Raw genomic sequence first — 24,385 nt, forward strand, 5'->3', positions numbered from 1 at the left:
CGGCCGGCGAAACGAGGGGCTGCTGTGGACGACGCGAACGGGGCGAGATTCCGGGCCGGGCTAGGATACGGCCTGGCGGCGTACACGCTGTGGGGGCTGGTCCCACTTTACTTCTCGGCCCTGAAGCACGCCGGCGTCCCGGCCCTCGAAATCCTCGCCCACCGCATCGCCTGGTCGCTCCCCGTCCTGATGCTGCTCACCGCCTGCGCCGGCGGCTTCGCCGACCTCGGCCGCGTCTTCCGCTCCCGCAAGCTCGTCCTCACGCTGCTGGCGTCGTCGCTGTTCCTCGCGGTCAACTGGCTGCTCTACATCTATGCCACCGTCACCGGCCGCGTTACGGAGGCGAGCCTCGGCTACTACATGATGCCGCTGGTGAACGCCGCCCTCGCCACCACCGTGCTCGGCGAGCGGCTGCGGCCGCTGCACTACCCGGCGCTCGCGCTCGTCGCGCTGGGCGTGGCCATCCCGTTCGTCGCGGCGGGCACGTTCACCTGGCTGGCCGTGCTGCTGCCGGTGTCGTTCGGCGTCTACGGCCTGATCCGCAAGCGCGTGGCGGTCGAGAGCGTCACCGGGCTGACGGTCGAGTCGCTGCTGATGCTGCCGCTGTCGCTCGGCTACCTGGTCTACCTGTCGGCGGCGGGCGAGAACCACTTCGCGGGCGTCGGCACGACGAACGCGCTGCTGGCGGTCAGCGGCGTGGTGACGGTGACGCCGCTGCTGCTGTTCACGCTGTCGATCCGCCGGCTGCCGCTGCTGGCGGTGAGCTTCATCCAGTTCGTGTCGCCGACAGTGCAGATGCTGCTGGCGGTGACGGTGCTGGGCGAGACGCTGACGCCGGACCGGGTGGCGGCGTTCGTGTGCGTGTGGGTGGCGGTGGCGGTCTTCGTGGGGGACGCGGTGTGGCAGGCTCGAGAGAGCCGGCGAGCGGCCCGCGTGAGCGGGCTGTTGGGGACCGTGGTGAGTCGCGCGAAGAAACAGCCGGCTCACGCCGGCCGCTCGCCGGTCACACGATGATGCGATGCACTTCCGTCTGCGGCTCGCCGCCGGTGACGTGGACCGCCCCGGCGGCGTCGACGTACACGTCGACTTCGCTGCGGGCGCCGAACTCGGGCAGGTAAATCCCCGGCTCGATGCTGAAGCACGTCCGCGGGATGATCCGCCGGTCCTCGCGCGTCTCCAGCCCGTCGATGTGCGCCCCGTTGCCGTGGACCTCCTGGCCGATGTTGTGCCCGGTCCGGTGCGTGAACTGGTCGCCGTACCCGGCCTTCTCGATCACCCCGCGCGTCGCCGCGTCGATCTCCCAGCCGAGCAGCGGCTCGCCGGCCGCGAACGCCGCCTTCACCTTCGCGATCCCCGCGTCGCGGCCCGCGGCCACGACGTTGAAGATGTTCACGTACTTCTCCGGCACCTCGGCCCCGACGTAGGCCACGCGGGTGTAGTCGGCGTAGACGGCGCGCGGGCGGTTCATCTTCGCCCACAGGTCGATCAGCACCCAGCTGCCGGGCACGACCGGGGCGTTGGACGCGGCCGTCGTCTCGTAGTGCGGGTCGCCGCTGTGCGGGCCGACGCCGACGATCGGCGGGCTGTACGTCACCATGCCGCGCTCCGCGAAGTGCGCCATGATGCGCGCCTGCACCGCCGCCTCGGTCACGCTCCCCTTCGCGCGGATTTCCGACGCGATGAACTCGAACGCCACGTCGTAGGCGTCGCGGCAGTGGCCGGCGGCCTCGAAGTGGCTCTTCTCCTGGTCGGCGTCCCACGTCGCCTCGAACTGCTGGATCAGGTCGCCGCTCGGCACCACCTCGACGCGGTACGACTTCACCAGCTCCACCGTGCCGGCGTCCACGCGGCCGATGTACGGGTTGGCGTTCCGCGGCGAGTACTCCATCGCCACCCGCTTGGCGCCGATCACGAGCTCGCCGACGCCCGTCTCCAGGTCTTGCCAGCGGCGGTAGACGGTTTTCGTGGTGCCGGGGAGGTGGTCGAGCGCGGCGGGCTCGATGGCGTGGACGAGTTTGAGCGGCGCCCCCTCGGCGGGGACGTAGTAGAACCAGCGGCGCGACAGCTTCTTGGCGTCCAGGTCGCAGACGCGCTGGGCGAGCACGTTGGACCCGCGGAAGTCGTACAGCAGCCAGCCGTCGAGGCCGGCGTCGCGGACGGCAGTCTGAACCGCACCCAGGTCGAACACGCGAACCCTCCTAGGCCGTGAGAGGCGGGTTTGATTTACCAGGCGCGCGCCGCCGCGGGAACGGGGAATCTCAGTGGTTTCGCCGCTTGCGGCGTTGCAGCGCTGCAACGCCGCAAGCGGCGGAACCCAACAACCATTACTTCCGCGCCAGCACCCGCCGCACCACGTCGGCGTACACGCGCAGCGTCAGCACGTTCCGCAGCTGGTAGCCGTTGCGGTCCAGCGCCGCCTCCGAGTAGTCGGCGTGCTTCGCGGGGTTGCTCGGGTGGACGCCGTCGCCGCAGATCAGCGTCGGCACCTGGTACACGTCCGCGGCGTCGGCCTTGAACTGCGGCAGGCTGCCGTCCCAGTCCGTCGGCCGGCGGCGCAGCACCTCCGCCTGGTAGTCGATGACCGGCAGCCCGTGGACGGCGGCGATGCGGCGCTGGACGTCGGCGAACGCCCGCGACTTCTCCAGCATGCCGCTCCGCGGCGGGATCGTGGTGAGGATCACCACCGTGCCGTTCTTCAGGCACCGCTCCACGACGGCACGCGTCTTCGCCTCGTACGCCTTGGCGTCGAGGCGGGTGAGGTCGTTGGTGCCGAACATGAGCACCGCGGCCTCGGGGTTCAGCTTCTTCAGCCACGCGGCGACGTTCTCGTCGGCCCACTGGCTAGTCTGCCCGCTCTGGCTGCCGTACTCGGGGCCGCGCCACTTCCGCCAGCAGTCGGCCTGGAGGTGACCGCGGACGGTGGCCAGTGCCGTGCCGTCGTCGCCGGCCAGTTTGGCGTTCTGAAGTGGCGACCAGAACGCGGCGGTGGCGGTGATGGAGTCGCCGAACAGCGCCAGCGTGCCGGGGGTGCCCGTGAACTTGGAATGCACGTCGCGCATCGGCGCGACCCAGGCGGGCTCGGCGGCCGGCTGCGCGGCGAGCGCGGCGGCGAGGAGCGGGACGCAGAGCGCGGCGCGGAGCATGGCGGACCTCGGGGACGGACCGGGCGGCGATATTCTGCCACCCGCGACCGCCGGCGGGTAGAATCTTCCCGCGACGGCGGCGAACCCCCCTACACCCCCGAGGAGCCACCCGTGAGCCCGAACCCGCTGCCCGAGTTCCGCTCGAACCAGTACGAATTCAACGACGAGCAGAACCGCACCATCGGCGCCCTGTCCGACGGCATGCGCACCGCCGCCACGCTGGTGCAACTGCTCGGCGTGGCGCTGCTCGTGTTCGCCGGCCTGGCCGCCTACCAGGCCATCAAGGTGGATGGGACCAACTGGGGGCCGGCGGCCGGGCTCGCGGCGGCGACGCTGTTCGTGCTGACGGTCGGCTTCTGGACCGGCTCCGCGGCCCACTCGTTCCGCCGCATCACCGAGACGAAGAACGAGGACATCTGGCACCTGATGAACGCCCTGGAGAGCCTCCGCGGCATGTACGGCCTCCTCCGCGGCGTCGTCATGCTGTGCCTGTTCCTCACCGTGGTCGGCATCGGGCTGGCGGCGTTCGCCGCGTTCAGCCGAGGCGGCTGAACGGCCCGCGTGTGGATAGAATCCCTCCGGTCCACCTCCCGGAGCTCCTCCTCATGACCCGACTCGTCTCGGCCGCGCTCGTGCTGGTCGGCGCCGCGGCGGCGGCCGCCCAGCCGCCGGCCGGCCCCTTCGACCGCTTCCTGCCGTACGTCCCGCCCGACGCCAACGTCCTCGTCCTCGTGGACGTGAAGGCCGCCTACGACAGCCCCATCGGCAAGACGGAGAAGTGGGCCGACGAGTACAAGAGCCGGTACCAGTCCGGCGTCGGGTTCGTCGCCCCGTACTCGACCGCGGTCGTCATCGGGTCGCAGGTCAACCTCACCACCATGACCCGCGACCACCAGGTCGGCATCGTCGGCGTGCCGACCCAGCTGCCGATCAAGACGCTGGCCGAGCGCGACGGCGGCACCGCCACCGAGATCGCCGGCCGGCCGTTCGCCCTGTCGCCGCGCGACGTGTACACCACCTCGCTGTCGGTGCCCGCCACCGTGGCACTGTACCCGGCCGACCGCCAGGCCGCGGCCCGCTGGTCGCGCCACGCCGCCGGCGCGCAGAAGGGCGCGAACCTGTCGCCGTACCTCACCGCCGCCGCGGCCGCCGCCCCGGGCAAGGCCGTCACCGTCGCGGTCGATCTGACCGAGTCGCAGGACCCGACGCTGCTGCGGCTCGGCCTCGCGGTGAGCCCGGCGGTCGTGAACGCGAAGCTGAGCCCCGACGAGGTGGCCGGCCTCGCGCGGTTCCTCGCCACCGCGAAGGGGCTGACGTTCACCGCCACGGCCGGCGACGCCATCACCGGCAGCGTGCGGATCGACTTCGCCGCGGTCGCCGTGTCCTACCCGTCGGTGATGAAGCCGCTGTTCGTGGAGCTACTCGACCAGTTCGGGGTCGCCATCCCCGGCGTCAGCAGTTGGGACGTGAAGGTCGAGCAGCGGTCGGTGACGTTCACGGGGCCGCTCACGCCGGCCGACCTGAGCCGCGTGCTGTCGCTGTTCGCGTTCCCCGGCACCGCGTCCGAGGACGACACGCTGAAGGCGGGCGAGCTGTCGCCGGGCGCGACGCAGCGCTACTTCGCGGCGACGAACACGATCCTGGGCGACCTGCGGAGGCAGAAGAACAGCAAGGACTACAACAAGATGGCGACGTGGCACGACAAGGCGGCCGAGCAGCTGTACCACCTCAACCGCACGGGCGTGGACCCGCTGGCGCTGAAGGTGGCGGACGACGCCGGCCGGCGGCTGAAGGCGCTGAGCCTGAGCCTCCGCGGGGTGCCGATCGACACCAAGGCGCTGGACGCGTCGTCCTACTACACGTACTCGACGAACGGCTGGGGCTGGTGGCGGTCGACGTCGTACAACACGAACATCCCGCAGGTGCAGGGCCAGATCGCGCGGGTGGTGGCGAACGACGAGAAGACGCGGCTGTCCACGTGGGCGCAGATCGACCAGATGATGGCGGACGTCGGCCGCCAGCTGGGGGACAAGTACAAGCTGCAATTCTGAGTGTTCTTCGCCGCGGCGGCGTTGCGGCGTCCGCGCTGCATCGCCGCTCGCGGCGTCACTTCTTCTTGGGCGCCGCCTCGGCCTTCTTCCACCCGAGCAGCACCACCGTCGGCGCCTCGGGCGCCTTCGCGTCCACCGGGATCACCAGCTCGTTCGTGTCCGTCGTGCGGCGGACCGTCTTGAACTCGCCGAGGAACTCCTCCGGCCCCGCCAGGTCGTCGAACCCGGGCACGCCGTAGTGCATCGGCACCACGAACCGCTTCGGCCGGAGCTGGTCCACCACCTTCTTCGCCTGCTCGCCGTTGATCGTGTAGATGCCGCCGACCGGGACCATCAGCACGTCCACCGGCCCGATCGCCTTCGCCTGGTCGGGGGACAGCTCGTGCCCCAGGTCGCCGAGGTGGCAGAACACCAGCCCGTCGGCCTCCACGACCCACGCGGCGTTCTTGCCGCGGGTCATGCCCGTCGTCGTGTCGTGGTACGTGGCCACGGTGCGGACGCGGGTGCCCTTCACCTTCTCGTCCACGCGCGCCCAGTCGGTCTTCTTGCCGTCGGGGCTGGTGGTGACGCCGAGGAAGACGCGGCCCTTCTCGCCGAGGACTTCGGGCTGGGCGTGGTCGTTGTGCGGGTGGCTGACGAGGCAGACGTCGGCGTTGACGCGCGGCGTGCCGAACGCGGGGATGGCGTGCGGGTCGAACACGACCAGCTGCTTGCCGCTGGTCTCGAGCTGGAAGAAGGACTGCCCGTACCAGCGGAGGGTGACCGCGGCCGGCTCCTGGGCCGCGGCCGCCGGGAGGAGCGCGAGCAGCGCGAGGAGCGCGACGGGGCGGGGCATGCGGCGGTCTCCGGGGGGCCGGAGGTATCCTACGAGCTCGCCCGCACCGGGAACGGCGTCTGGCTGGCGGCGTCGGCCGCGCCGGCCCGTAGCGTGGGGACGAACTCGGAGCCCGCGTCCGACGTCGGCAGCTCCTCCTTCATCACCTGGACGACCGCCTCGCGGATCGCCAGGAACGCCTCGGCGCACGCCGGGTCGAACTGCCGGCCGGCCTGCTTCTCCACCTCCGCGAACGCCGCCTTCGCCGGCTTCCCCTTCCGCCCCTCGTGGTACGGCCGGTCCGAGGTCATGGCGTCGAACGCGTCGGCCACCGCCACGATCCGCGCGAGCAGCGGGATTTCCTCGCCGGTCATGCGGTCCGGGTAGCCGGTGCCGTCCCACCGCTCGTGGTGGTTCCGCACGATCGGCAGGATCGACTTCAGCTCGGGGATCGTCGACAGGATCTCGGCGCCCTTCGTGGTGTGCGTCTGCATCGCGGCGAACTCGACCGCGGTCAGCCGGCCGGGCTTGCGCAGGATGGCGTCGTCGATGCCGATCTTGCCGATGTCGTGCAGCGGCGTGCCGAGCTTCACCAGCTGCAGTTGGTCGTCGGGCAACTCCAGCTGCCGCGCCAGCAGCGTGGCGTACCGGGTGACGCGGCGGGTGTGGCCGCCGGTGTAGTCGTCGCGCAGCTCGACGGCCTGCGCCAGGATCGTGATCGTCTTGAGGAAGAACTCCTGCTGCTTGCGGAACAGCTGGGCACTCTCGATGGCCGCGCTCACGTGCGCCGCCAGGGCGTCGGCCAGGAACAGGTCGTCCTCGGTGAACGGGTTCTGCATCAACCCGCGGTCGAGGTGGAGGACGCCGAGCCGGCGGCGCGGCGTTCGCAGCAGCACGCACAGCACGCTGGTCATGGCCCCGGCGTACATGCTCTCGGTGACCGGGCTGTCGTCGCCCTGGCTGAGCGCCCCGTACAGCAGCGACTCGCCCTTGGAGAACACGCGGGCGGTGAGCTTCTTCGAGTAGTGGAACCGGCCGTGCGGCTCGCCGTGGCCGACGGCCAGCGCCCGCAGCTTGAACGCCGGCTCGGGCCCCTCGCCCTCGGCGAGCACGATCGCCCCGCGCTGCGCGTCCAGCACGCTGACGGCGTCGTTGAGGATGTTGTCGAGGAGCTGGTCCTCGTTCTGCGTGTGGGCGGCGTGGTGCCCGGCGCGGAGCAGCGCCCGCAACTGGTCGCCGGCGCGCGGCAGCGAGTCGCGGGTGAAGGCGATGCGGTCCAGCCCGACGTCGTAGTCGCTCGGCACGGCGGCGACGACGTGCTGGTTCGACGGCGGCCCGTCGGCGGTGGCCTCGTCCGGCTCGACCATCACGGCGACCTTGCCGAACTGGACGATGTCGCGCGGCCGCAGCGGCTGCTCCCCGGGGCCGACGCGGACGCCGTTGACGTAGGTACCGTTAGTGCTTTCGAGGTCGCGGACGTGCCAGGCGCCGTCGACGAGGCGGACTTCGGCGTGCCGGCGGCTGACGGAGCTGTCGTCGAGGACGATTTCGAGCGAGGCGAGCCGACCGGCGCGGAGGATGGTGGGGGACTCCCAGAGCCGGCCCTTCACTTCGCCGCTAATGCCACGCAGCCGGATTGTGGTCCGCTTCACATCCGCCTCCGTCGTCCGGCGAGTCTACCAGACGTGACGACCCGATCCAGGGAGTGCGGGTCGGATCAAATCTATCACGAATACCGACGGAGTGAGCGGGTCGGAGTTCTGTTTCTGAGAGTTTTTCTGCGGCGCGAGGGGGATTGTGACCAGAACCGATCCGGTGCACGAAGGTTCGCCCGAATCCGACCGCGACTGTGCTGCACAAAACTGCGCGGTCGCAGGTGCTGCCGCAAAAAGGGTTTAGCAGGTGCAACGACTCACCGACGGCGGTGGCACCGACGAAAAGCGTGGGATGGTGGTTGACAACGGGGGTGGCTGTCGAGTACAGTTCTAATGTCCCGCCGGTGTGGCGGTCGGTGAATGGGCGACACCGACCGAAACCCGGCGGGATTTTTCGTTTTTACGGCCGATCGGCCGTGTGACCCAGCAACAACTTACGATTTGGCGTGCCGACACCAGCACCACGTTGACGCCTGCGCACCAGCGGCGAGATAGCCGACTGCCGCCACCAATCCCCACGGACCAATTCGCGCCAGCCAGCACGCGCCACCCACCGCGTGAGCTGCTGCGACGACAACTGCCACCCACCCGGCGAACGGGCGGCGCCACGTCACGACGACGGCCGACAGCACCGCGAACCAGCCGACGGCGCTCGCGACGAACAGCCAGGGGCCGCGTGCGAGGAGCGGGTAGGCGACGGGGTTCGCTTCTAAGGCTGAACCGTACTCGCCGCCCCAATACTGCGCCGGTTGCCCGGCGAGGGTGAGGGCGACATCGCCGGCGTAGAGTGCCGCGGCCGGTGCGAGGAGCCACAGCCGCGACCTCATCGGCGGTCCTCCACGATTCCAGGGGACGCGGCAACGGCTCGCAGGACCGCGTCATTTCTTCGGCGGCGGCGGGGGCGGCGGCGCGGGCGGCGGCGCGGCGGCGGCGCGGAGTTGCTCCAGCGACGCCCGCGCGGCGGTCAGCTCCGCAGTCGCCGTGTCGAGCGCCGCCTTCGCCGGGGCCACCGCGGCGGCGGCCGCGTCGGCGGCGGCCTTCAGCGGCGGCACGGCGTCGGCCGCGGGCTTCACCGTCGGCGTCACCGCGGCCACCGTCTTCTGCGCCGTCGCCAGCGCCGTCGAGGTGTCGGTGAACGTCTTCGTCGCGGCGGCGTGCTTGTCCGTCGCGGCCTTCAGTAGCGCCGCGGCGGTCACGGCGGCGCCCTTCGCCCCCTCCAACTCCTTCTGCCGCGCCGTCACGCCCTCGGCCCCCTTCTTCGCGGCCACGGCCAGCTCGGGGTTCGTCGGCGCCTTCGCGGCGGCGTCGGCCAGCATCTTCGCCGCGGTCGTGTCCGCCGCGAGCATCGCCTCCAGAGCCCCCACCTTGTTCGTCGCCGTCGTCGCGGGCGGCGCGAGCTTGTCGGCCTCGGCCTTCGCGGCGTCGGCGGCGGTCTTCTGCGCGGTCACCGCCGGCGTCAGGTCGGTCACCTGCTTCTGCGCCGCAGCCAGGTCGGCGGCCAGCTTCGCGGCGTTGGCGACAGCGGCGGCGTGGGCGTCCGCAGCCGTCTTGTTCTTCGCGGTAGCGGCGTCGAACGCGGCCTGCGCGCCCTTCACCTTGGCGTCGGCGGCGGTCAGCGCGGCCTCGGCGAGCTTCGCCCGCTCCGCGGCCGGCGGCGGGTTCGCGTCCAGCTGCGCCAGCACTTTGGTGTCGGCGACGTTCCACACCTTGATGGCCCCGGACCAGTCGCCGCCGATGACCTTGGCGTTCTCGTGCGTCACGACCACCTGCAAGCCCAGGTCGGGCAGCGCCTCGAACTGCTTCTGCACGGCGCCGTTCTGGTCCCACAGTTTCGTGACGCGGTCGCGGCCGGTGCTGGCGAGCTTGCCGTCGTGGGTGAACCGCACCGCCGCGGCCCCGCCGCCGTGCGCCGCCCAGTTCTTGATGTTGCCGCCGTTCTCCATCTCCCACAGCTTCACCGTGCCGTCCTCGCTCGCCGACGCCACCACGTTCGAGTCGTCGCGCCACGACAGGCCGGTGATCATCGCCGTGTGCCCGCGCAGGTTGAAGTACTCGCGGCCGGTGAACGCCTCCCACACGAACAGGCCGCCGTTGCGGTCGCCGGTGGCCAGCAGCACGCCGTCCGGGCTGTACTCCACCTGCGTTACCCAGTCGGTGTGCTTCTTGATCTCGCGGAGCACGGAGCCGTCCGCGGTCGAGTAGATGCGGACCATCTTGTTCGAGCTGCCGGCGGCGATCTGCGTCTGGTCGGCCGAAATGTCCGCGGACAGGATGGCGTCGTTCTCGATGCCCACCTCCGTCACCTTCTCGCCGGTCTCGACGCGGTAGAGAACCGCCTTGCCGGTCTGCCCGCCGCGGCCGCCGGCGGCGAGGAGGAACTGCGCGTTGCGCGAGAACTTGACGCTGTTCACCTGCCCGTGCGGGAACGGCAGGACGCCGGCGAGCTGGCCGCTGTCGGAGTTGTACAGCAGCACCTGCTTCTGCCCGCCGACGGCGACGAGCGGCGCCCACGGGCTCGCGGCCAGCGCCGTGACGGCGCCCGGCCGGCGGGCCTTCACGAACGGGTCGAGCGCCAGCTTGCCGGCCGCGGGCATCGGCGGCGGGCCGGGCGGGCGGCCCTTTACGACCGACTTCAGGCCGATGTCCACGGCCTTCGGCGCGAGCTTGACCATGCTGCCGCTGTTCTCGCGGCCGCCCTGCTCGACCCACAGCTTGAGGAGGGCGAGTTGCGGGTCGGGCATCTTGTTGCCGCTCGGCGGCATCTTGGGCTCTTCGAGGTGCGCCGACAGCGAGTAGAGGCGCGACTTGCCGGCGTCGCCCGGAACGACGACGGCGCCGCCGGCGCCGCCCTTCTGCATGGCGGCGTAGGTAGCGAGGTTGAGGTCGCCCTTCTGCTTGTCGTTGCCGTGGCAGTTGGTGCAGTGCTGGCGCAGCACGGGGGCCACGTCGTCGTCGAACGTGGGCCGCGCCGGGTCGGCGCTGGCACGCGGGGCGAGGGCGAGGACGGCGGCAACGACAAGAATCGACCGGGACATATCGGGGAGTCTCGGGTGGTAGCGACTGGTTACGTTGCCGCTTGCGGCTTCGCGTTGGGCGACGCGAAGCCGCAAGCGGCGGAGGCGGGTTAGTGGTTGAACATGAACTCGCGGGAGTTCAGCACCGCCCAGAACACGTCCTCGAGCGCCTGCTGCGGGTTCTGGCTCGCCGACACGGCGGCCGTCAGCTTCGCCATCTCCGCCGGGCTCGGCGGGCGGCTCACGCAGCGGATGTAGATCTGCTCGATCACGAACGCCGGCGGCCGCTTCTCCGCGATCATCTTCGTCACGATGCCGCCGCGGCTGATGTTCGACGCCACCGTGTCGCCGTTCAGCAGGTGGAGGCTCTGGCTCAGCGTCGGCTCCAGCCGCACCTCGCACGAACACACCGTGTCGCGCGTCGGCCGGCCGAACGTCGTCAGGAAGTAGTTCGACACCTGCCCGTCGGCGATCTGCACCGCCCGCGAACCCACCGGCAGGCCGGGGAACTTGTTCTTCACCTCCGTCACCTGGCCGAGGATGTCGAGCATCGTCTCGGCGCGGATGCGGCGGATCGGGCCGCGGGCGAAGTTGCGGGTGTCGCCCTCGTTCGTCGGCGTCGGCCGGGTGTCGCGCTGGTAGGCGCGGGACATGCAGATGTCCTTGACGAGCCGCTTGAAGTCGTAGCGGTACTCGGTGAACTTCTTCGCCAGCTCGTCGAGCAGCTCGGGGTTCGACGGCGGGTTCGAGATGCGCACGTCGTCCGGCTCGTCGATGATGCCGCGGCCGAAGAAGTGGGTCCACACGAGGTTCGACAGGTTGCGGGCGAAGTACGGGTTCTCCGGGCTCGCCAGCCAGTTCGCCAGCACGACGCGGCGGTCCTTCCCGGCCACGTCCGCGACCGCGCCGCCGAGGAACTTGGGCGGCATCGGCCGGCGGTGCAGCGGGTGGTTGATCTCGCCGCCGCCGCCGTTGAACACCACCAGCTCGCGCGGGTCGTCGCCGGGCTTGCGGCCGATCTGGCTGAAGAAGCTGGCGAAGCCGTAGTAGTCGTCCATCGTCCAGCGGTCGAACGGGTGGTTGTGGCACTGCGCACACTGCACCCGCATCCCCATGAACACCTGGGCGACGTTCTCCGTCACCTTCACGATGTCGGTTTCGATCTGGTAGTAGTTCGTCGCCGGGTTGCGGAACGTGCCGCCGTTGGCCGCGAGGAGTTCGCGCACCCACTCGTCGGTCGGCACGTTGCGGGCGATCTTGTCCTGCAACCACGTGTAATACAGCAGCATCGCCTTGTAGCTGACCTGGTTGCTGCTGCGGATCTGCAGCAGCTCGGCCCACTTCAGCACCCACAGTTCGGAGAACTCCTTGCGGCTCAGGAGCTCGTCGATGAGCAGCTCGCGCTTGTTCGGCAGCGTGCTGACCATGAACCGGGCGAACTCGTCGGCCGTCGGCAGCAGGCCGGTGATGTCGAGGAACACGCGGCGGACGAACACCTCGTCGGAGCAGGTGCCCGACGGCTCGACCCGCAGCTTCTTCAGCTTGTTGTGGACGTGCGTGTCGACGTAGTTGTTTTCGGGGGCGTTGTTCCAGGTGAACGCCAGCCCCTTCGGCAGCGTGATGAACGGCACGCCGATGGTGAACGTGTGGAACCGCGCCATCACGAACGCCTCGCCGCGGTCGCCGGCCACGACCGACCCGTCGCCGTCGGCGGCGATCTTGGCGGCGGTGTCGTTGCTCGACATGAACAGCGCGAGCGAGGTCACGTCGCGGTCGGTGCCGTCGGCGTACTTGGCCCGCGCCACGATCCGCTGCTTCTCGCCCTTGCCGTCGAGGACGGCGCCGGGCGGGTACACCTCCAGGCTCGTCGGCAGGGCCACGGTCGCGGGGTCGTTGGGCGCATCCGCCTCCAGCCAGCGGAGGATCGTGGTCGTGTACTGGTCGCCGTCCTTGAGCTTGCCGCCGCCGGTGTGCGGGACGCGGCCGCACGCCTTGTCGACCAGCAGCGACTCGTTCGGGAGGGCGAGGTTGATGCGGCGGCCGTTCAGCTCGCGGGTGAGGCGGAAGTGGTCGCCGTCGGGGTCGAAGCCGAACAGCGACAGGCGGAAGCCGTCCTTGCCGCGGGCGGCGCCGTGGCAGCCGCCCTGGTTGCACCCGGCCCGCATGAAGATCGGCATCACGTCCTTCTTGAAGGACACCGGCGGATCGACCGTGGCTTGCGCCACCTTGACCGGCACCTTGAGCGCCTGCCCGGCGACGGTCACGGTCATCTCGGTGGCGCCGTCGGCGACGGGAAACACGACGCCCTTGTCGGCGCGGGCCAGCGAGGGGTTGGCGAAGGCGATTTGCGCCTGGTCCGTCACGTCGCGGGTGATGCCGTCCGGCTGCGTGAGCTGGACGACGAACGCCTGGCTGTCGCGCTTGGTTTCGAGGTTGATGTCCGCCGGGTAGACGGCGACCTTCGGCCCGGCCGCGGCCGGCGCGGCGGGCGCTTGCGCGCGGGCGGCGGGGGCGGTCGCGGCGAGCAGGGCGAGGGTCAGGAGCGTCGGACGCATGGCGGGAACCTCTGCGGTATGTCGTCGGCCGCGGGGCCGAGCTGTTCGGTTAGAGCCGCTTCTTCCAGTACCCGGGTCGGCGGCTGTGGTGGGCGACGGCGACGACCTCGATTGCGGCGTCGGTCTCCCGATAGACGACGTTGATCGGGACACCGGGAAGGATGCACTCGCGGCAACCGGTCCGGCCGGCCTGCGGGTGTTGCATCAGCCCGCTGGCGATGTCCTGGAGGGCGGTGCCCGGGATGCCCCGGAACCGGTCCGGGTCGGGCGAGTGCGCCAGGGCGTTGTCTAACTCCGCTTCCGCGTCGGCCGTGTACGCGACGGGTTTCATCCGTACTTCGCCTTGAGCCGGGCCATGACCTCCTCGGCCGGGATCAGCTTGGTCCGGCCGGCGTCGATGTCGGCCACCCTCCGGTTGATCTCCTCGGCCCAGGCCGCCTCCCACTCCTCGCGGGTCAGGTTCTCGTCGTTCGGGTCGCCGAACCGGGCGTCGCCGGCCTCGGCGATGTCGGCCCACGTCGCCGTATCGGGCAGCGCGCGGATCATCTCGATCACCGCGTCCTTCACGCTCATCGCGGCCTCCCTCACCACACCGGGCACGCGGCCAGGGCGTACAGCATCAGCCCCAGGGCCGCGGCGCCGCCGACGCATTGTAACGCGCCGATGACCACCGCCTTCGTGCCGCTGAACTCGCGGTCGTCGTCGGCCAGGGACACCGCCCGCCGCGTCGCCGCGCCGTGGCCGCCGATGAAGATCATCAGCGCCCCGATCAGCCCGACCGCCACGAACCCGTACCACGGCGTCGCCGTCTGCTTCCCCTCCTTCGGCAGCCCGTCGGGGCCGAGCACGGCCAGCAGGCACGCCGCCACGCCGACCGCCAGCAGGAGGCTCATCCCCCACCACGTCAGCCGCGGCTTCAGGGCGGGTGCGCTCACGGCTTCTTCGCCGGCGGCGCGGCGGGGGGCGGGGTCGCGGGGGTGCCGGCCTTCTCGCGGGCCTCCTGCTCCAGCCGCAGCTGCTCCAGCCGCGTCAGCCGGCGCATCGGCTGGCCCATCGGCATCGGCATCGGCTGCGCCATCGGCGTGGGCGTCGGCACCGCGGCGGTCTTCGGCGCGATCGGCACGTCGATCCGCAGCTCGGTGCCGCCGGTCGCCAGCGTGATGAGGTCGCCGTTCTGTTCGAGCACGATCTGGCAGAACACGCCGCCGTGCTTCCCGGCCGGGCTCGTCTTGTCGGCGGTGATCGGGAACGCCAGCTCCTTCGTGTCCTTCGTCAGCTCCAGGTCGGCGACGGTCACCTTCGCGGGGAGGCCGAGCACCTTCACCTTCGCCTTCCCCTCGAACGGCGCCGCCACGGCCACCTTGCAGAACAGCTGCGTGCTCGCGCCCTGCTCCACCGCCGGCCGCTCGGCCGTCAGCGTCACCGGCGGCGGGGCGACCTCCAGCGTGAACAGCTGGCTGCTCACCCACACCGGCCCCTTGCCCGCGTCGGAGACGGCCGTGACCGCCGTCTTCCACTTGCGGGGGCCGGCGTTCGGGGCTGAGTTCACCGCCAGGATCGTCTCCGTCGCCTCGGCCGGGATCGTCGCCGAGCCCTGGATGCCCATCCCCGGCGGGGTGAACAGCGGGAACACGGTGATGGCGCCCTTGAAGCCCTCGGCCCGGGTCGCCTTCACCTTCAGGGCGTAGGAGCCGTTCTGCACCACCGGCACCTTCGGCTCCACCACGTCGATCTTGAACGGCGCCGCGTCGGTGACGGCCACGGCCGTGCGGTCGAAGTAGTGGCGCGTGTACGGGGTGTTGTTCTGCCCCACGCTGAACACGGCGTCGAACGTGGTGCGGCGCGCGATCACGGTCTTGCCGTCGGCGTGGGTCGCGGTGATCGGCGTCAGGAAGCCGCCGAGCGCGGCGTCGGCCTTGGCCTCGAACACGACCGGCACCACGCCCTGGCCCGCGTCCATCGGCTCGGCCGCGGCGGTGACGCCCGGCGGCAACTTCTCCAGCCCCATCACCAGCGGGCCGCCGAAGTCGGCGCGGTTGGCCTGGAGCAGCACCGCGGTGCGGTTCCCCTTCGGCACGCTGATCGTCTGCCGCTCCTGGTTGGCCGGGTTGTTGCCGTCCACGCGGGGGATCAGCGTCGCCACGCTCGCCTGCACCGGCGTCACCTCGACGCGGTAGAAGTGGTCCGGGCCGCCCTTCTGGAGGTGGTCGCCGACGGCGACGGCGATCTCCTTGTCGTCCGGGGCGGTGATGCGGAGGTAGCTGTCGGGGCCGCCGCTGTCGTCGTTGCCGCCGATGGCGGGGCCGCCGACCACGCTCACGTTCAGCACCGGGTCGAGCGGCGAGCCGAGCTGCCGGGCGAACACCCGCACGTCGAAGACCTGCCCCTTCTTGGCGGGGAACTTGAAGTAGTCCGTCTCGCCGGCCTTCGCCACGACGCCGTGGAAGGCGCCGGGCGCGACGCCGGCCGTGGCCGTGGCGGGGGTGTTGTTCGCGCCGCTCTCGACGACGCCCGGCAGGTCGATGACCCGGAAGCCGAGGCCGGACGGGTGCACGCCCTCCGCCGTCTGGCAGTGGATGCGGAAGTTCGGGTCCGCGACGGCCGGCAGCTTCACCTTCTGCTTGATGGGGCCGGACGGGTCGCCGAGGAACGTCAGTTCCACTTCCTCGCCGGGCTTGCCGCCCGCGGGGACGACGCCGGTCGGCCGCGGGAACGTGCCGACGTGGAGGCGGTACTGGCAGGAGCCGTTGCCGCCGAACGCGCTCTCGCGGATCTGGACGACGTACTTGCCGTCGGCGGGGATCACGACCGAGCCGCCGCTGTCCTGCCGGGTCGAGGGCGAGTCGTCGCCGATCGCCATCTCGAACCGCTTGCTGTCGATGATGGCCACGTACGGGTCGAAGAACGTGACGCCGAGCCGCATCCCCTCCACTTCCACGGACAGCCGCTGGCCCTTCTTGCAGTCCACGGCGAAGTAGTCCACGTCCTCGTTGTCCACGACGCCGATCACGGTGCTGTTCAGCGGGATCGGCTGGGCCTTGTCGAACTCGGTGTTCGGCTCGACCTCCTGGACGGTGGGGAGCGCGCCGACCCAGAACGTGCGCAGGTCCGAGATGCCGGAGGCGGTGCGAACGCGGAAGGCGTGGTCGCCGAGGCGGGCGTCCGGGGCGATGTCCACGGTCACCTTCAGCGTGGTGTCGTTGACGACCTCCAGCTTCTTGACGGTGATACCGGGGTAGTAGACGAGGACTTCCTGGGCGTCGGCGAGGCGGGCGCCGCTGAACGTGAGCACCACGTCGGTGGCGCCGCGGGTGCCGCCGCGCGGCTGGATGCCGCCGAGGCTCGGGGACGCGGCGAAGGCGGTGGCGCAGGCGAAGCCGAGAAGCCCGGCCAGGAGCAGCAGTAGAACGCGGACCTTCATGTCGGTGGCTCCTGGTGCGTCGTCAGGCTTTGGTTTTCAGCCCGAAGGGCTGGGAGCGCTCAGCCCAGGGCAACGCCCTGGGTCCGCGGCACGAATCCGCCCCCAGCCTGAAGGGCTGGGAGCCGGCTCGCAGGCCTTCAGCCTGCGGGGTGGTGGGAATCGCCTACCCAGGGCGGCGGTCGCTGACGCTCCCTTGCCCTGGGCTGAGGGCTGTCAGGCCTTCGGCCTGAAAACCGGGACTTACGCCAGCAGCTCGCGCCGCGTGTGCCCTTCGCGCACGATGTCGATCGGCCGGTCGCCGGGGCTCATCAGCCGCTTGTCGGCGTCGACGCCCAGGCAGGTGTACACCGTGTGCGCCAGGTCCTCGACCGTCAGCCCGTCCTCGTCCGGCTCGCTCGCCGTCGCGTCCGACTTGCCGTACACGAAGCCCTTCTTCACCCCGCCGCCGGCCAGCACCACGCTGAACACCTTCGGCCAGTGGTCGCGGCCGGCGGTGCCGTTGATCTTCGGCGTGCGGCCGAACTCGCTCGAAATCATCACCAGCGTGCTGTCGAGCATCCCCTTCGACTTCAGGTCCGAGATCAGCGCCGCGTACGCCTGGTCGAACGCCGGCAGCTGGCTCCGCGTGCCGCCGACGATGCCGTTGTGCAGGTCCCAGCCGCCGTAGGTCAGCGTCACGAACCGCACGCCGCTCTCCACGAGGCGCCGGGCCATCAGCAGCCGCTGCCCGGCGGCGTTGCGGCCGTAGGCGTCGCGGACCTTCGGGTCCTCGGCGTTGATGTCGAACGCGGCCCGCGCCCGCTCGCTGCTGATGAGGCCGTAGGCCCGCTGGTAGAAGGTGTCCATCGCGTCGAGGTTGTCCGACTTCTCGCGGCTGCGGAAGTGCTCGTTCACCGTGTCCATCATGTTGCGGCGGACGGTGAACCGCTCCTGCGACACGCCGCCGGGCAGCGCCAGGTCCTGGACGCGGAAGCCGGCGTTGGCCGGGTCGCTGCCGAGGCTGAACGGGGCGTACGCGCTGCTGAGGTAGCCGCTGCCGGCGTAGTTCGTCGGCATGCTCGGGATGGCGACGTACGGCGGCAGGTTGTTCCGCACGCCGAGCTCGTGGCTGACCACGCTCCCCATGCTCGGGAAGGTGATGGCCGGGCTCGGCCGGTAGCCGGTGAACATGTTGTGGGTGCCGCGCTCGTGCGCCGCCTCGCCGTGCGTCATGGCGCGGGCGATGGTCAGCTGGTCGGCCACCTGGGCGGTCTTCGTCAGGCACTCGTTGAACACCACGCCTTCGAGCTTAGTCTGGGTGGTGCCCATCTCGCCGCGGTATTCCACCGGCGCGAACGGCTTCGGGTCCCAGCTCTCCTGGTGGGCCATGCCGCCGGGCATGAAGATGTGGATGACCGCCTGCGCCTTCGCCTGCCGGGCCGGGGCGGCCGCGGGCTGCTGGGCCTGCGCCTCGGCGCGGAGGAACTGGTCGAGCGTGAGGCCGAGGCCGCCGAGGTAACCGACGTGGAGGAAGTTCCGACGGTTGAGCGGCGACCCGGGACACAGGCGCGACAGGTTCATCGGGGACTCCGTTCGATTACTGGTTAGTGGGCGACCCCACTCGGGGGCTGTCAGGCACGGGTCGGGCGGCCGACCGGTCGGCGGGGAGGGCGGGCACACCGCGGGCCGTGACCCGCTTCTGTGCAAGGTGGATGATAGTCGGTCAGGAAAGGCGCGTCAATTCAGCAAGAGGGAGATTCTGGCCCGTTTTGGAGGGTCGTCCGGGGTGCGCCGGGCGTGCCGATTTTCTGGACCGATGCCCAAATGTAGGTTACATTTGTCCACGTGTCAAGCCGGCAGCCGCCCCCGCGTCAGCGCGGGTTCCGTTCGCGGAGCAGCGTCTCGGCCGCGTGAAACCGCGACGCCACCAGCGCCTGCGGCACCAGCCCGCCGCCCAACAACAGCGCCGCCAGCACCAGCACGGCGAACCGCTCCTTGGGGGTGATCCCGACCGCCACTGGCGACGCCGACTTCGCCCCCGTGAACAGCAGCAGGTACGCCCGCACCACGGCGATGCCGTTCACCGCCGCCGCCAGCACCAGCACCACGCCCACGAACAGGTTCGCGTCCACCGCCCCGTCCATCAACAGTTCGGCCGCCACGAACCCCAGCGTGCCGGGGAAGCCGACGCTGCCGAGGCCGGTCAGCAGGAAGCACACGGCCAGCGCCGGCGACCGGGCGTACAGCCCCTGGTGCCCGGCCAGCGACAGCCGGCCGTAGCGGGCCTCCACCGCCCGCAGCGTCAGCCCCAGCCCGCCGAGCGACAGCACCACCGACACCCACAGGCACAGCGCTCCGGTCAGGCTGATGACGGTGTGCAGCTCCAGCCCGACGAGCACGAGCGAGGCGTGGCTGAGGAACAGGTACGCGAAGAACCGCCGGGCGTCGCGCTGCACCACCGCCATGCCGGCGGCGTACACGGCCGTGACCAGCGAGAACGCGCCGATGCCGGTGAGCACCCAGTCCGGGGCCACCGGCAGCACCAGCCGCAGCGCCGCGTACACGCCGGCGATCGGGGCCACGAACAGCAGCGCCGTGCCGAACGACCCGTGCTCGAACAGGTCGGCTACCCACAGGTGGACGGGCACGGTGCCGCTCCGCACCAGGATGGCCGCCATCAGCGCCACCGCGCCCCACTCGGCGCCGGCCTCCACGCCCGCCCACCCGGCCGTCAGCAGGCCGACGAACAGCGCCATGTGCAGGACGTACACCCGCGTCGGCTTGCCGCGCTTCACCAGCTCGATGAACGGCAGCACCGTCGCCGCCGACAGCAGGGCGATCAGCGGCCACGGGTCGATGGTGGCGAACGTGGCCAGCCGCACGGCCTCGCCGGCGAGGTGGCCGGTGAACGACACGCGGTTCATCTTCGTCCGGGCGGTCGCCAGCACGGTCAGGACGTGGAGCAGCGCCACCAGCGGGAGGAGCGGGGCGCTGAGCTCGTCGACGCGAAACAGCCCCGGGCCCGTCGCCCCGGCGGCGAACGCCAGCCCGGCGAGTACGGCGCAGCCCAGCGTGGCGAGGCTGAAGCCGAGGCACCAGCGCCCGGCCGTGGGGATGTCGCGGACACGGCCAACGACCGCCGCGCCGAGCAGCGGCACGGCGACGGTCAGGTCGGCCCACGGGAGCGACAGCCAGGTCATGCGGACTCCGACAAGGAACGGTCACCCGGCTCGCCGGGGGCGCGCGTCCCCGCCAGCGCGGCGGTGGCCCGGCGTTCCAGCGCGTCGAACCAGCCGAACAGCGCCGCGAACGGGCGGGCCACGTAGTCCGTCAGCACCGCGTCGAGGTAGCCGCGCTCCAGCGCGAACCGGTACAGCCCCGGCCGGCCGAACACCCCGGGCGGCGGCAGCCGCGCCCCGATCGCGTTCTCCAGCGCCCGCTGGTCCTGAAGGAACGTCGGGGCGCGCACGAACTGCAGCGTCCGCAGGCAGGCGTGGCCCAGCAGGTGGACCAGCGGCACGTACCGGAACCACTCGCCTAGCCAGTACCCGGCGCCGACCTCCGCCACGATCAGCCCCACCTGCGTCAGCGACGCGAACGACAGCGCCGACTTGATGTCCGTCTGCACCCGCCCGGCCAGCGCGGCGTACGCCGCCGTCGCGAGCCCGAGCGCCAGCACCGCCGCCGACAGCCCCGCCGACGTGTCCAGCAGCGGGCTGACGCGCAGCAGCAGGAACGCCCCCAGGTGGACCGACAGCGCCCCGTAGAACACGGCGCTGGACGGCGTCGGCCCCTCCATCGCCCGCGGCAGCCAGCCGGAGAACGGCACCAGCGCCGACTTCCCCGCCGCCGCCACCAGCAGCAGCCCGCTGACGGCCAGCACCTGGGCGCCGCTCAGGTGGACCTCGCCGTGCGGCCACGGGCCGGGGCCGAGGACGCGGTCCAAGTTCCCCTCGCCGCTCAGGTGGTGGAGGATGACCGCCGCCAGCAGCAGGGCCGCGTCGGACACGCGGTACACGGTCCACACGCGCAGCCCGTTCCGGCTCGGCGCCGGCCGCTCCTGGAAGAACGCCACCAGCAGCGCGCTGGACAGGCCGACCAGCTCCCACCCGGCGAACAGCGTCTCAATGGTGCCGGCCAGCGAGGTGATGACCATGCCGGCCATGAACACGGCGTACAGGACGAAGAACCGGTTGTACCCCGGCTCGCGGTGCATGTACCGCACGGCGAACGCCCCGATCGTCCCGCACAGCACCAGCGACAGCGCCGCGAACGGCACCGACAGCCGGTCGAAGACGAACGTCACGGCGAAGTGGTAGTGCGGGGCGGAGTCGTGGTGGCCGACGTGGACCCAGTCGCCGAGGCCGACGACGACGTGCCGGGTGTCCCCGGTCAACATGAGTACGAAGACGGCGACGACCGCCGCGAGGCCGACGCCGGTCGTGACGGCCACGGCCCGCGCTGCGGCCCGCTCCGACAGCGGCCGGTCGAGCAGCGAGGGGATGCCGAGTACGGCCACGAGCGCCGCCGGGGCGGCGACGACGAGCGTGCCCAGGAGCGTCAGCGGCGACGCCTGGAGTAGGGCGGCCGGGTCGAAAAGCGGCATCGGGCGGGCGTCCTCCGGGGTGCAGGTCGGGGTCGAGGTGGTCCGTCACCACCCGTGCGTCGTCTGTGGTGCGTGCGTGGTGTCGTGTTCCGTCGTGCGTGGTTCGCCCCCTCACCCCTCAACCGACCGCCGGCCCGATCTCCGCGAACTCCAGGTGGTCGCGCCAGCCGCGGTACCAGTCGGCCGAGGTCGCCGCCCGCGGCAGGTGGTCCGCCTGCGGCTCGTACGGCACCCACGCCCCGGCCTTGTACACCCGCAGCTCGTTCGTGTCCGGCGCCTGCACCGCCACCCGCACCCAGCCGTTCGCCGTCAGCGCCCGGCCGAGCGGGTTGTTCGCCAGGATGTGGTCCATCACCGCCGGCGTCGTCTCGCACACGATCAGCAGCCGCACCGGCTCGTGGATCTCCGTCATCTGCCACGGCAGGCCGGTCCGCAGGTCGCTCTGCGCGCCGTCCATCACGCCCAGCAGCGCGGTCACGTTGTGCGGCAGCTTCGTGCCGCACCCGTAGCCCGCCGGGTCCACGTGCGAGAAGTAGTACTCCAGGTTGATCCCGCCGCACACCGGGAAGATGGCCCCCATCGTGCGGGCCAGGACGTCGCCGGTCGCGTTGTCCTGCGTCGGGTCGTAGGAGGTCAGGAACGCGCGCCGGTCGAAGTACAGGCCGCGCGTCCGCTCCCGCCGGCCGACGTGCACGATGGCGTTCGTCGCGTGCCCCAACTCCGGCCGCGTCTGGGCCAGGTCCTCGCTCCGCCCCTCGACGTGCCGGCGGGCCTCCTCGAACGTCAGGTCCAGCCGGGCCGACATGAACCGCCGGCACCGCTCGTGGGCGTTCCGGTCGCACGCCTGATCGATCTCGTCCCGGACGCGGTTCAGCTCGCCGCGGTGGCCGTCCGGCACGCGGTCCAGGTCGAACAGCGTGACGCGGTCGTTGCACGTGTTGTGGACCCCGCCGACGAACCACGTCTCTTCGGGGACGTGAATGCCCCGCGCGGCCAGGCCGCGGCGGACGCGCGGGTCGTTGAGCACGGTGGCCACGCCGCGGCCGTTCGGCGCCCCGGGGCTGCCGCCGCACGCCCCGCAGTCGTAGGCCGACCGGTGCGGGTTGTTCATGCTCGACGAGCCGTGCCCGACCGTGAACACCAGCCGGGCGAAGCCGGAAATCAGCCCCACGTCGCGGAGCAGCCGCTCGCCGATGTCCACCATCTCGTCGAGGGTAAAGCCCAGGTTGCCGTTCTCCGGGCCGGGCGTGGCGGCCGGGTTCCGCTCGAGCCGCAGCCGCGTCTTGGGGGCACGTTGAACGTACCCCGCCACCCGGTCGCGGAACCGCGCCGTCAGCCGCGGGAACAGCGTCCGCGCCACCAGCGGGATGCCGGCGAGCACGCCGAAGCTGCCGGTCAGGACCGCGCCGAGCGCCATGCTGCGGGTGCCGACGTGGGCCTGGTGCGCCGCGGCGCCGAGCACCTGCTGCGTCCGCCGCAGCCGGCGGTGGGCCCCTTCGAGCTGCTCCTCGGCCTGCTCCTCCACCCAGTGCGCCGGCGTCAGCACGATCGGGCACAGCGGCACGAAGTGCGCCTCGGTCGCGCCGCGGTAGTACATCGCCAGCGCGAAGAAGCCGGCGGCGCCGAACGTCTGCGCGTCCGGCGCCACCTCCTCGACGTGCCGGCGGAACGACTCCTCGCGCTCGTCCAGGCAGGTGATGAGCTGGAACCGCGGGGTGGTGGTCCGGGCCTGCCGCGGGTGCAGGGCCAGGGCGTCGAGCGTCTGGATGGTGAAGCGCCGCTCGTAGGCCAGGTGGAACACCCGCCGCCGCTCGATCTCGCCGAAGGCTTCCACCTCGGCGGCGAGTTCGGCCCACGCGGCGGGCGTCAGCCGGTTCAGCTCGTCCGGCGACCAGCCGAGCACCTGCGCGAGCTGGAACACCGGCATGGCCCGCTGCCCGGCCGTCGGCGGTGCCGCCGCGGGCACCCGCGCCTTCAGCGCGTCCCGCAGCGCGGCCAACTCGCCGGCGTAGCCCAGCTCGGCCTTCGCCACGTGGGCCAGCGCCAGCCGGTCGAGCAGCAGCCGGACCGCGAGGAACTCGACGAGGCTCCCCTTCGGGATGGGCACGGCGACGCGGTCGGCGCGGATCTCGACCTCGCGCACCATGCCGCCCCAGCCGCGCAGCGCCAGCAGCGTGGCGGAAAGAAAATCGTCCCACTCGTCCTCGGCGACGCCGAGCGCGGCCAGCGACTGCCGCACCGATTCGAGCGGGCCGACGTTCGCGTCACGCACGCGGGCCGCCTCGGCGGCGAGGGCCTTCAGCCAGAGGTCCGGCGGGCCGCCGGGCCGGCCGTACAGCGCGAGGAAGGCGTGGTACAGGCCGCGCTCGCGGTCCGGCAGCGGCCAGTGCGACACGCCCTGATCCAGGAACGCGGCGCAGAACCGCGTCAGCACGTCGTGCACGAGCGAGTCGGTGTCGGCGCCGGTGGCGCCCAGCAGCAGGTCGCGGTGGCGCCGCGGGCCGGCCGGCGGCACCGGCGCGGCGGGGACGCCACGGAGGCCGGCGCCGCAGACGCGCCACAGGGCGGTGAGCGCGAACGCCTCCCACGCGGCCTCGTCCCACGTCTCGATCCCGCCGACGCGGAACCCCTCGAACAGCCCGGCGCCTTCCGCCCGGCCGCGCAGGTCGCGCATCACCCACCGCCGCGTCTCGGACACGAGCCGGCCGCGGTCGGCGGCGGACACGTCGGGCCGGCAGCGGCGCAGGGCGTCGGTCTCGGCGAGGAACCAGTCGAGCTCGGCGGCGGGGCCGGTCCACACGGTGAACCGCAGCATCGCCAGCCGCAGCTCGAGCCGCGAGGCGAGGCCGACGACCGACTCGTCGGCGCGGCCGCCGAGGTCGTCGCGGAGGACGGCGCGGAGGCCGTCGAACCGGATGCGGCCGCGGCGGAGCTCGGCCCGGTAGCGCTCCTCACTCAGGTACGGCTGACAGCCGAACACGCGGGCGGCCTGCGCCACCGCCTCGTCGAACGTGAGGTGCTCGAAGGCGTGCAGCGTGTTGTGGTGGATGAAGACGGTGATCGGCCCCTGCGCCGGCAGGAGGTGGGCGGCGTGGTCGACGGCGCGGGCGAGACGGTCGTCCGGGGCATCACTGCGCTCGCCCATCG

At 71.6% G+C, this 24,385-nt stretch carries 18 protein-coding genes; 3 read left to right on the forward strand and 15 right to left on the reverse strand.

Annotated elements, in window-relative coordinates:
- The first annotated feature begins 24 nt into the window (after positions 1–24).
- On the forward strand, positions 25–1,014 hold the full coding sequence (gene rarD, locus ETAA1_RS01025) for an EamA family transporter RarD (RefSeq protein ID WP_145233515.1): 990 nt from the start codon (positions 25–27) through the stop codon (positions 1,012–1,014).
- Here rarD and ETAA1_RS01030 read toward each other — a convergent pair.
- Positions 1,004–2,188 carry a M24 family metallopeptidase gene (locus tag ETAA1_RS01030; protein WP_145233517.1) on the reverse strand — a complete coding sequence of 395 codons (1,185 nt, stop codon included), beginning with the start codon at positions 2,186–2,188 and terminating at the stop codon, positions 1,004–1,006. The genes rarD and ETAA1_RS01030 overlap by 11 nt on opposite strands.
- A 136-nt stretch (positions 2,189–2,324) precedes the next feature.
- Positions 2,325–3,143 (reverse strand): SGNH/GDSL hydrolase family protein, encoded by an 819-nt coding sequence (locus ETAA1_RS01035; protein ID WP_145233518.1) that lies wholly within the window; start codon positions 3,141–3,143, stop codon positions 2,325–2,327.
- Positions 3,144–3,254: 111 nt separating this feature from the next.
- Here ETAA1_RS01035 and ETAA1_RS01040 point away from each other — a divergent pair, with 111 nt between their 5' ends.
- Both ETAA1_RS01040 and ETAA1_RS01045 read left to right on the forward strand, forming a co-directional pair.
- A complete protein-coding gene (locus ETAA1_RS01040) occupies positions 3,255–3,695 on the forward strand; it encodes a hypothetical protein (RefSeq protein ID WP_145233520.1) in 441 nt (146 codons plus the stop codon).
- Between the two features lie 53 nt (positions 3,696–3,748).
- Positions 3,749–5,194 carry a hypothetical protein gene (locus tag ETAA1_RS01045; RefSeq protein WP_145233522.1) on the forward strand — a complete coding sequence of 482 codons (1,446 nt, stop codon included), beginning with the start codon at positions 3,749–3,751 and terminating at the stop codon, positions 5,192–5,194.
- A 55-nt stretch (positions 5,195–5,249) separates the two neighbouring features.
- On the opposite strand, the gene ETAA1_RS01050 is transcribed toward ETAA1_RS01045, so the two are convergent.
- From ETAA1_RS01050 to ETAA1_RS01110, 13 genes are all read right to left on the reverse strand, one after another.
- Entirely contained in the window at positions 5,250–6,029 is a 780-nt protein-coding gene (locus ETAA1_RS01050; RefSeq protein ID WP_145233524.1) for an MBL fold metallo-hydrolase, read from the reverse strand.
- A gap of 29 nt (positions 6,030–6,058) precedes the next feature.
- Positions 6,059–7,660 carry an HD domain-containing phosphohydrolase gene (locus tag ETAA1_RS01055; RefSeq protein WP_238389341.1) on the reverse strand — a complete coding sequence of 534 codons (1,602 nt, stop codon included), beginning with the start codon at positions 7,658–7,660 and terminating at the stop codon, positions 6,059–6,061.
- 437 nt (positions 7,661–8,097) lie between these two features.
- Positions 8,098–8,490, reverse strand: a complete 393-nt coding sequence (locus ETAA1_RS01060) for a hypothetical protein (protein ID WP_145233525.1) — start codon at positions 8,488–8,490, stop codon at positions 8,098–8,100.
- Positions 8,491–8,541: 51 nt separating this feature from the next.
- Positions 8,542–10,698 carry a c-type cytochrome domain-containing protein gene (locus ETAA1_RS01065; protein WP_145233526.1) on the reverse strand — a complete coding sequence of 719 codons (2,157 nt, stop codon included), beginning with the start codon at positions 10,696–10,698 and terminating at the stop codon, positions 8,542–8,544.
- Positions 10,699–10,787: 89 nt separating this feature from the next.
- The gene (locus ETAA1_RS01070; RefSeq protein ID WP_145233527.1) at positions 10,788–13,232 is read right to left on the reverse strand and encodes a DUF1549 and DUF1553 domain-containing protein; all 2,445 of its coding nucleotides are present in this window, start codon (positions 13,230–13,232) and stop codon (positions 10,788–10,790) included.
- Positions 13,233–13,281: 49 nt separating this feature from the next.
- On the reverse strand, positions 13,282–13,563 hold the full coding sequence (locus tag ETAA1_RS01075; RefSeq protein WP_145233528.1) for a type II toxin-antitoxin system RelE/ParE family toxin: 282 nt from the start codon (positions 13,561–13,563) through the stop codon (positions 13,282–13,284).
- Entirely contained in the window at positions 13,560–13,805 is a 246-nt protein-coding gene (locus ETAA1_RS01080) for an addiction module protein (protein WP_202920573.1), read from the reverse strand. Before ETAA1_RS01080 ends, ETAA1_RS01075 begins: the two co-directional genes overlap by 4 nt.
- An 11-nt stretch (positions 13,806–13,816) precedes the next feature.
- On the reverse strand, positions 13,817–14,167 hold the full coding sequence (locus ETAA1_RS01085) for a hypothetical protein (protein ID WP_145233530.1): 351 nt from the start codon (positions 14,165–14,167) through the stop codon (positions 13,817–13,819).
- Positions 14,164–16,653 carry a peptidase gene (locus ETAA1_RS01090; protein ID WP_145233531.1) on the reverse strand — a complete coding sequence of 830 codons (2,490 nt, stop codon included), beginning with the start codon at positions 16,651–16,653 and terminating at the stop codon, positions 14,164–14,166. Before ETAA1_RS01090 ends, ETAA1_RS01085 begins: the two co-directional genes overlap by 4 nt.
- A 240-nt stretch (positions 16,654–16,893) precedes the next feature.
- Positions 16,894–18,213 (reverse strand): DUF1501 domain-containing protein, encoded by a 1,320-nt coding sequence (locus tag ETAA1_RS01095; RefSeq protein WP_145233532.1) that lies wholly within the window; start codon positions 18,211–18,213, stop codon positions 16,894–16,896.
- Positions 18,214–18,503: 290 nt separating this feature from the next.
- On the reverse strand, positions 18,504–19,832 hold the full coding sequence (locus tag ETAA1_RS01100; protein ID WP_145233533.1) for a proton-conducting transporter transmembrane domain-containing protein: 1,329 nt from the start codon (positions 19,830–19,832) through the stop codon (positions 18,504–18,506).
- Positions 19,829–21,238 (reverse strand): proton-conducting transporter transmembrane domain-containing protein, encoded by a 1,410-nt coding sequence (locus tag ETAA1_RS01105; RefSeq protein WP_145233534.1) that lies wholly within the window; start codon positions 21,236–21,238, stop codon positions 19,829–19,831. The genes ETAA1_RS01100 and ETAA1_RS01105 overlap by 4 nt, the downstream gene beginning before the upstream one ends.
- Positions 21,239–21,356: 118 nt before the next feature.
- Complete coding sequence (locus ETAA1_RS01110; RefSeq protein WP_145233535.1) at positions 21,357–24,383, reverse strand: DUF2309 domain-containing protein; 3,027 nt, start codon at positions 24,381–24,383, stop codon at positions 21,357–21,359.
- Between the last annotated feature and the right edge of the window lie 2 nt (positions 24,384–24,385).

This window comes from Urbifossiella limnaea, from assembly GCF_007747215.1.
In the GTDB taxonomy this organism is placed as follows: Bacteria; Planctomycetota; Planctomycetia; order Gemmatales; family Gemmataceae; genus Urbifossiella; species Urbifossiella limnaea.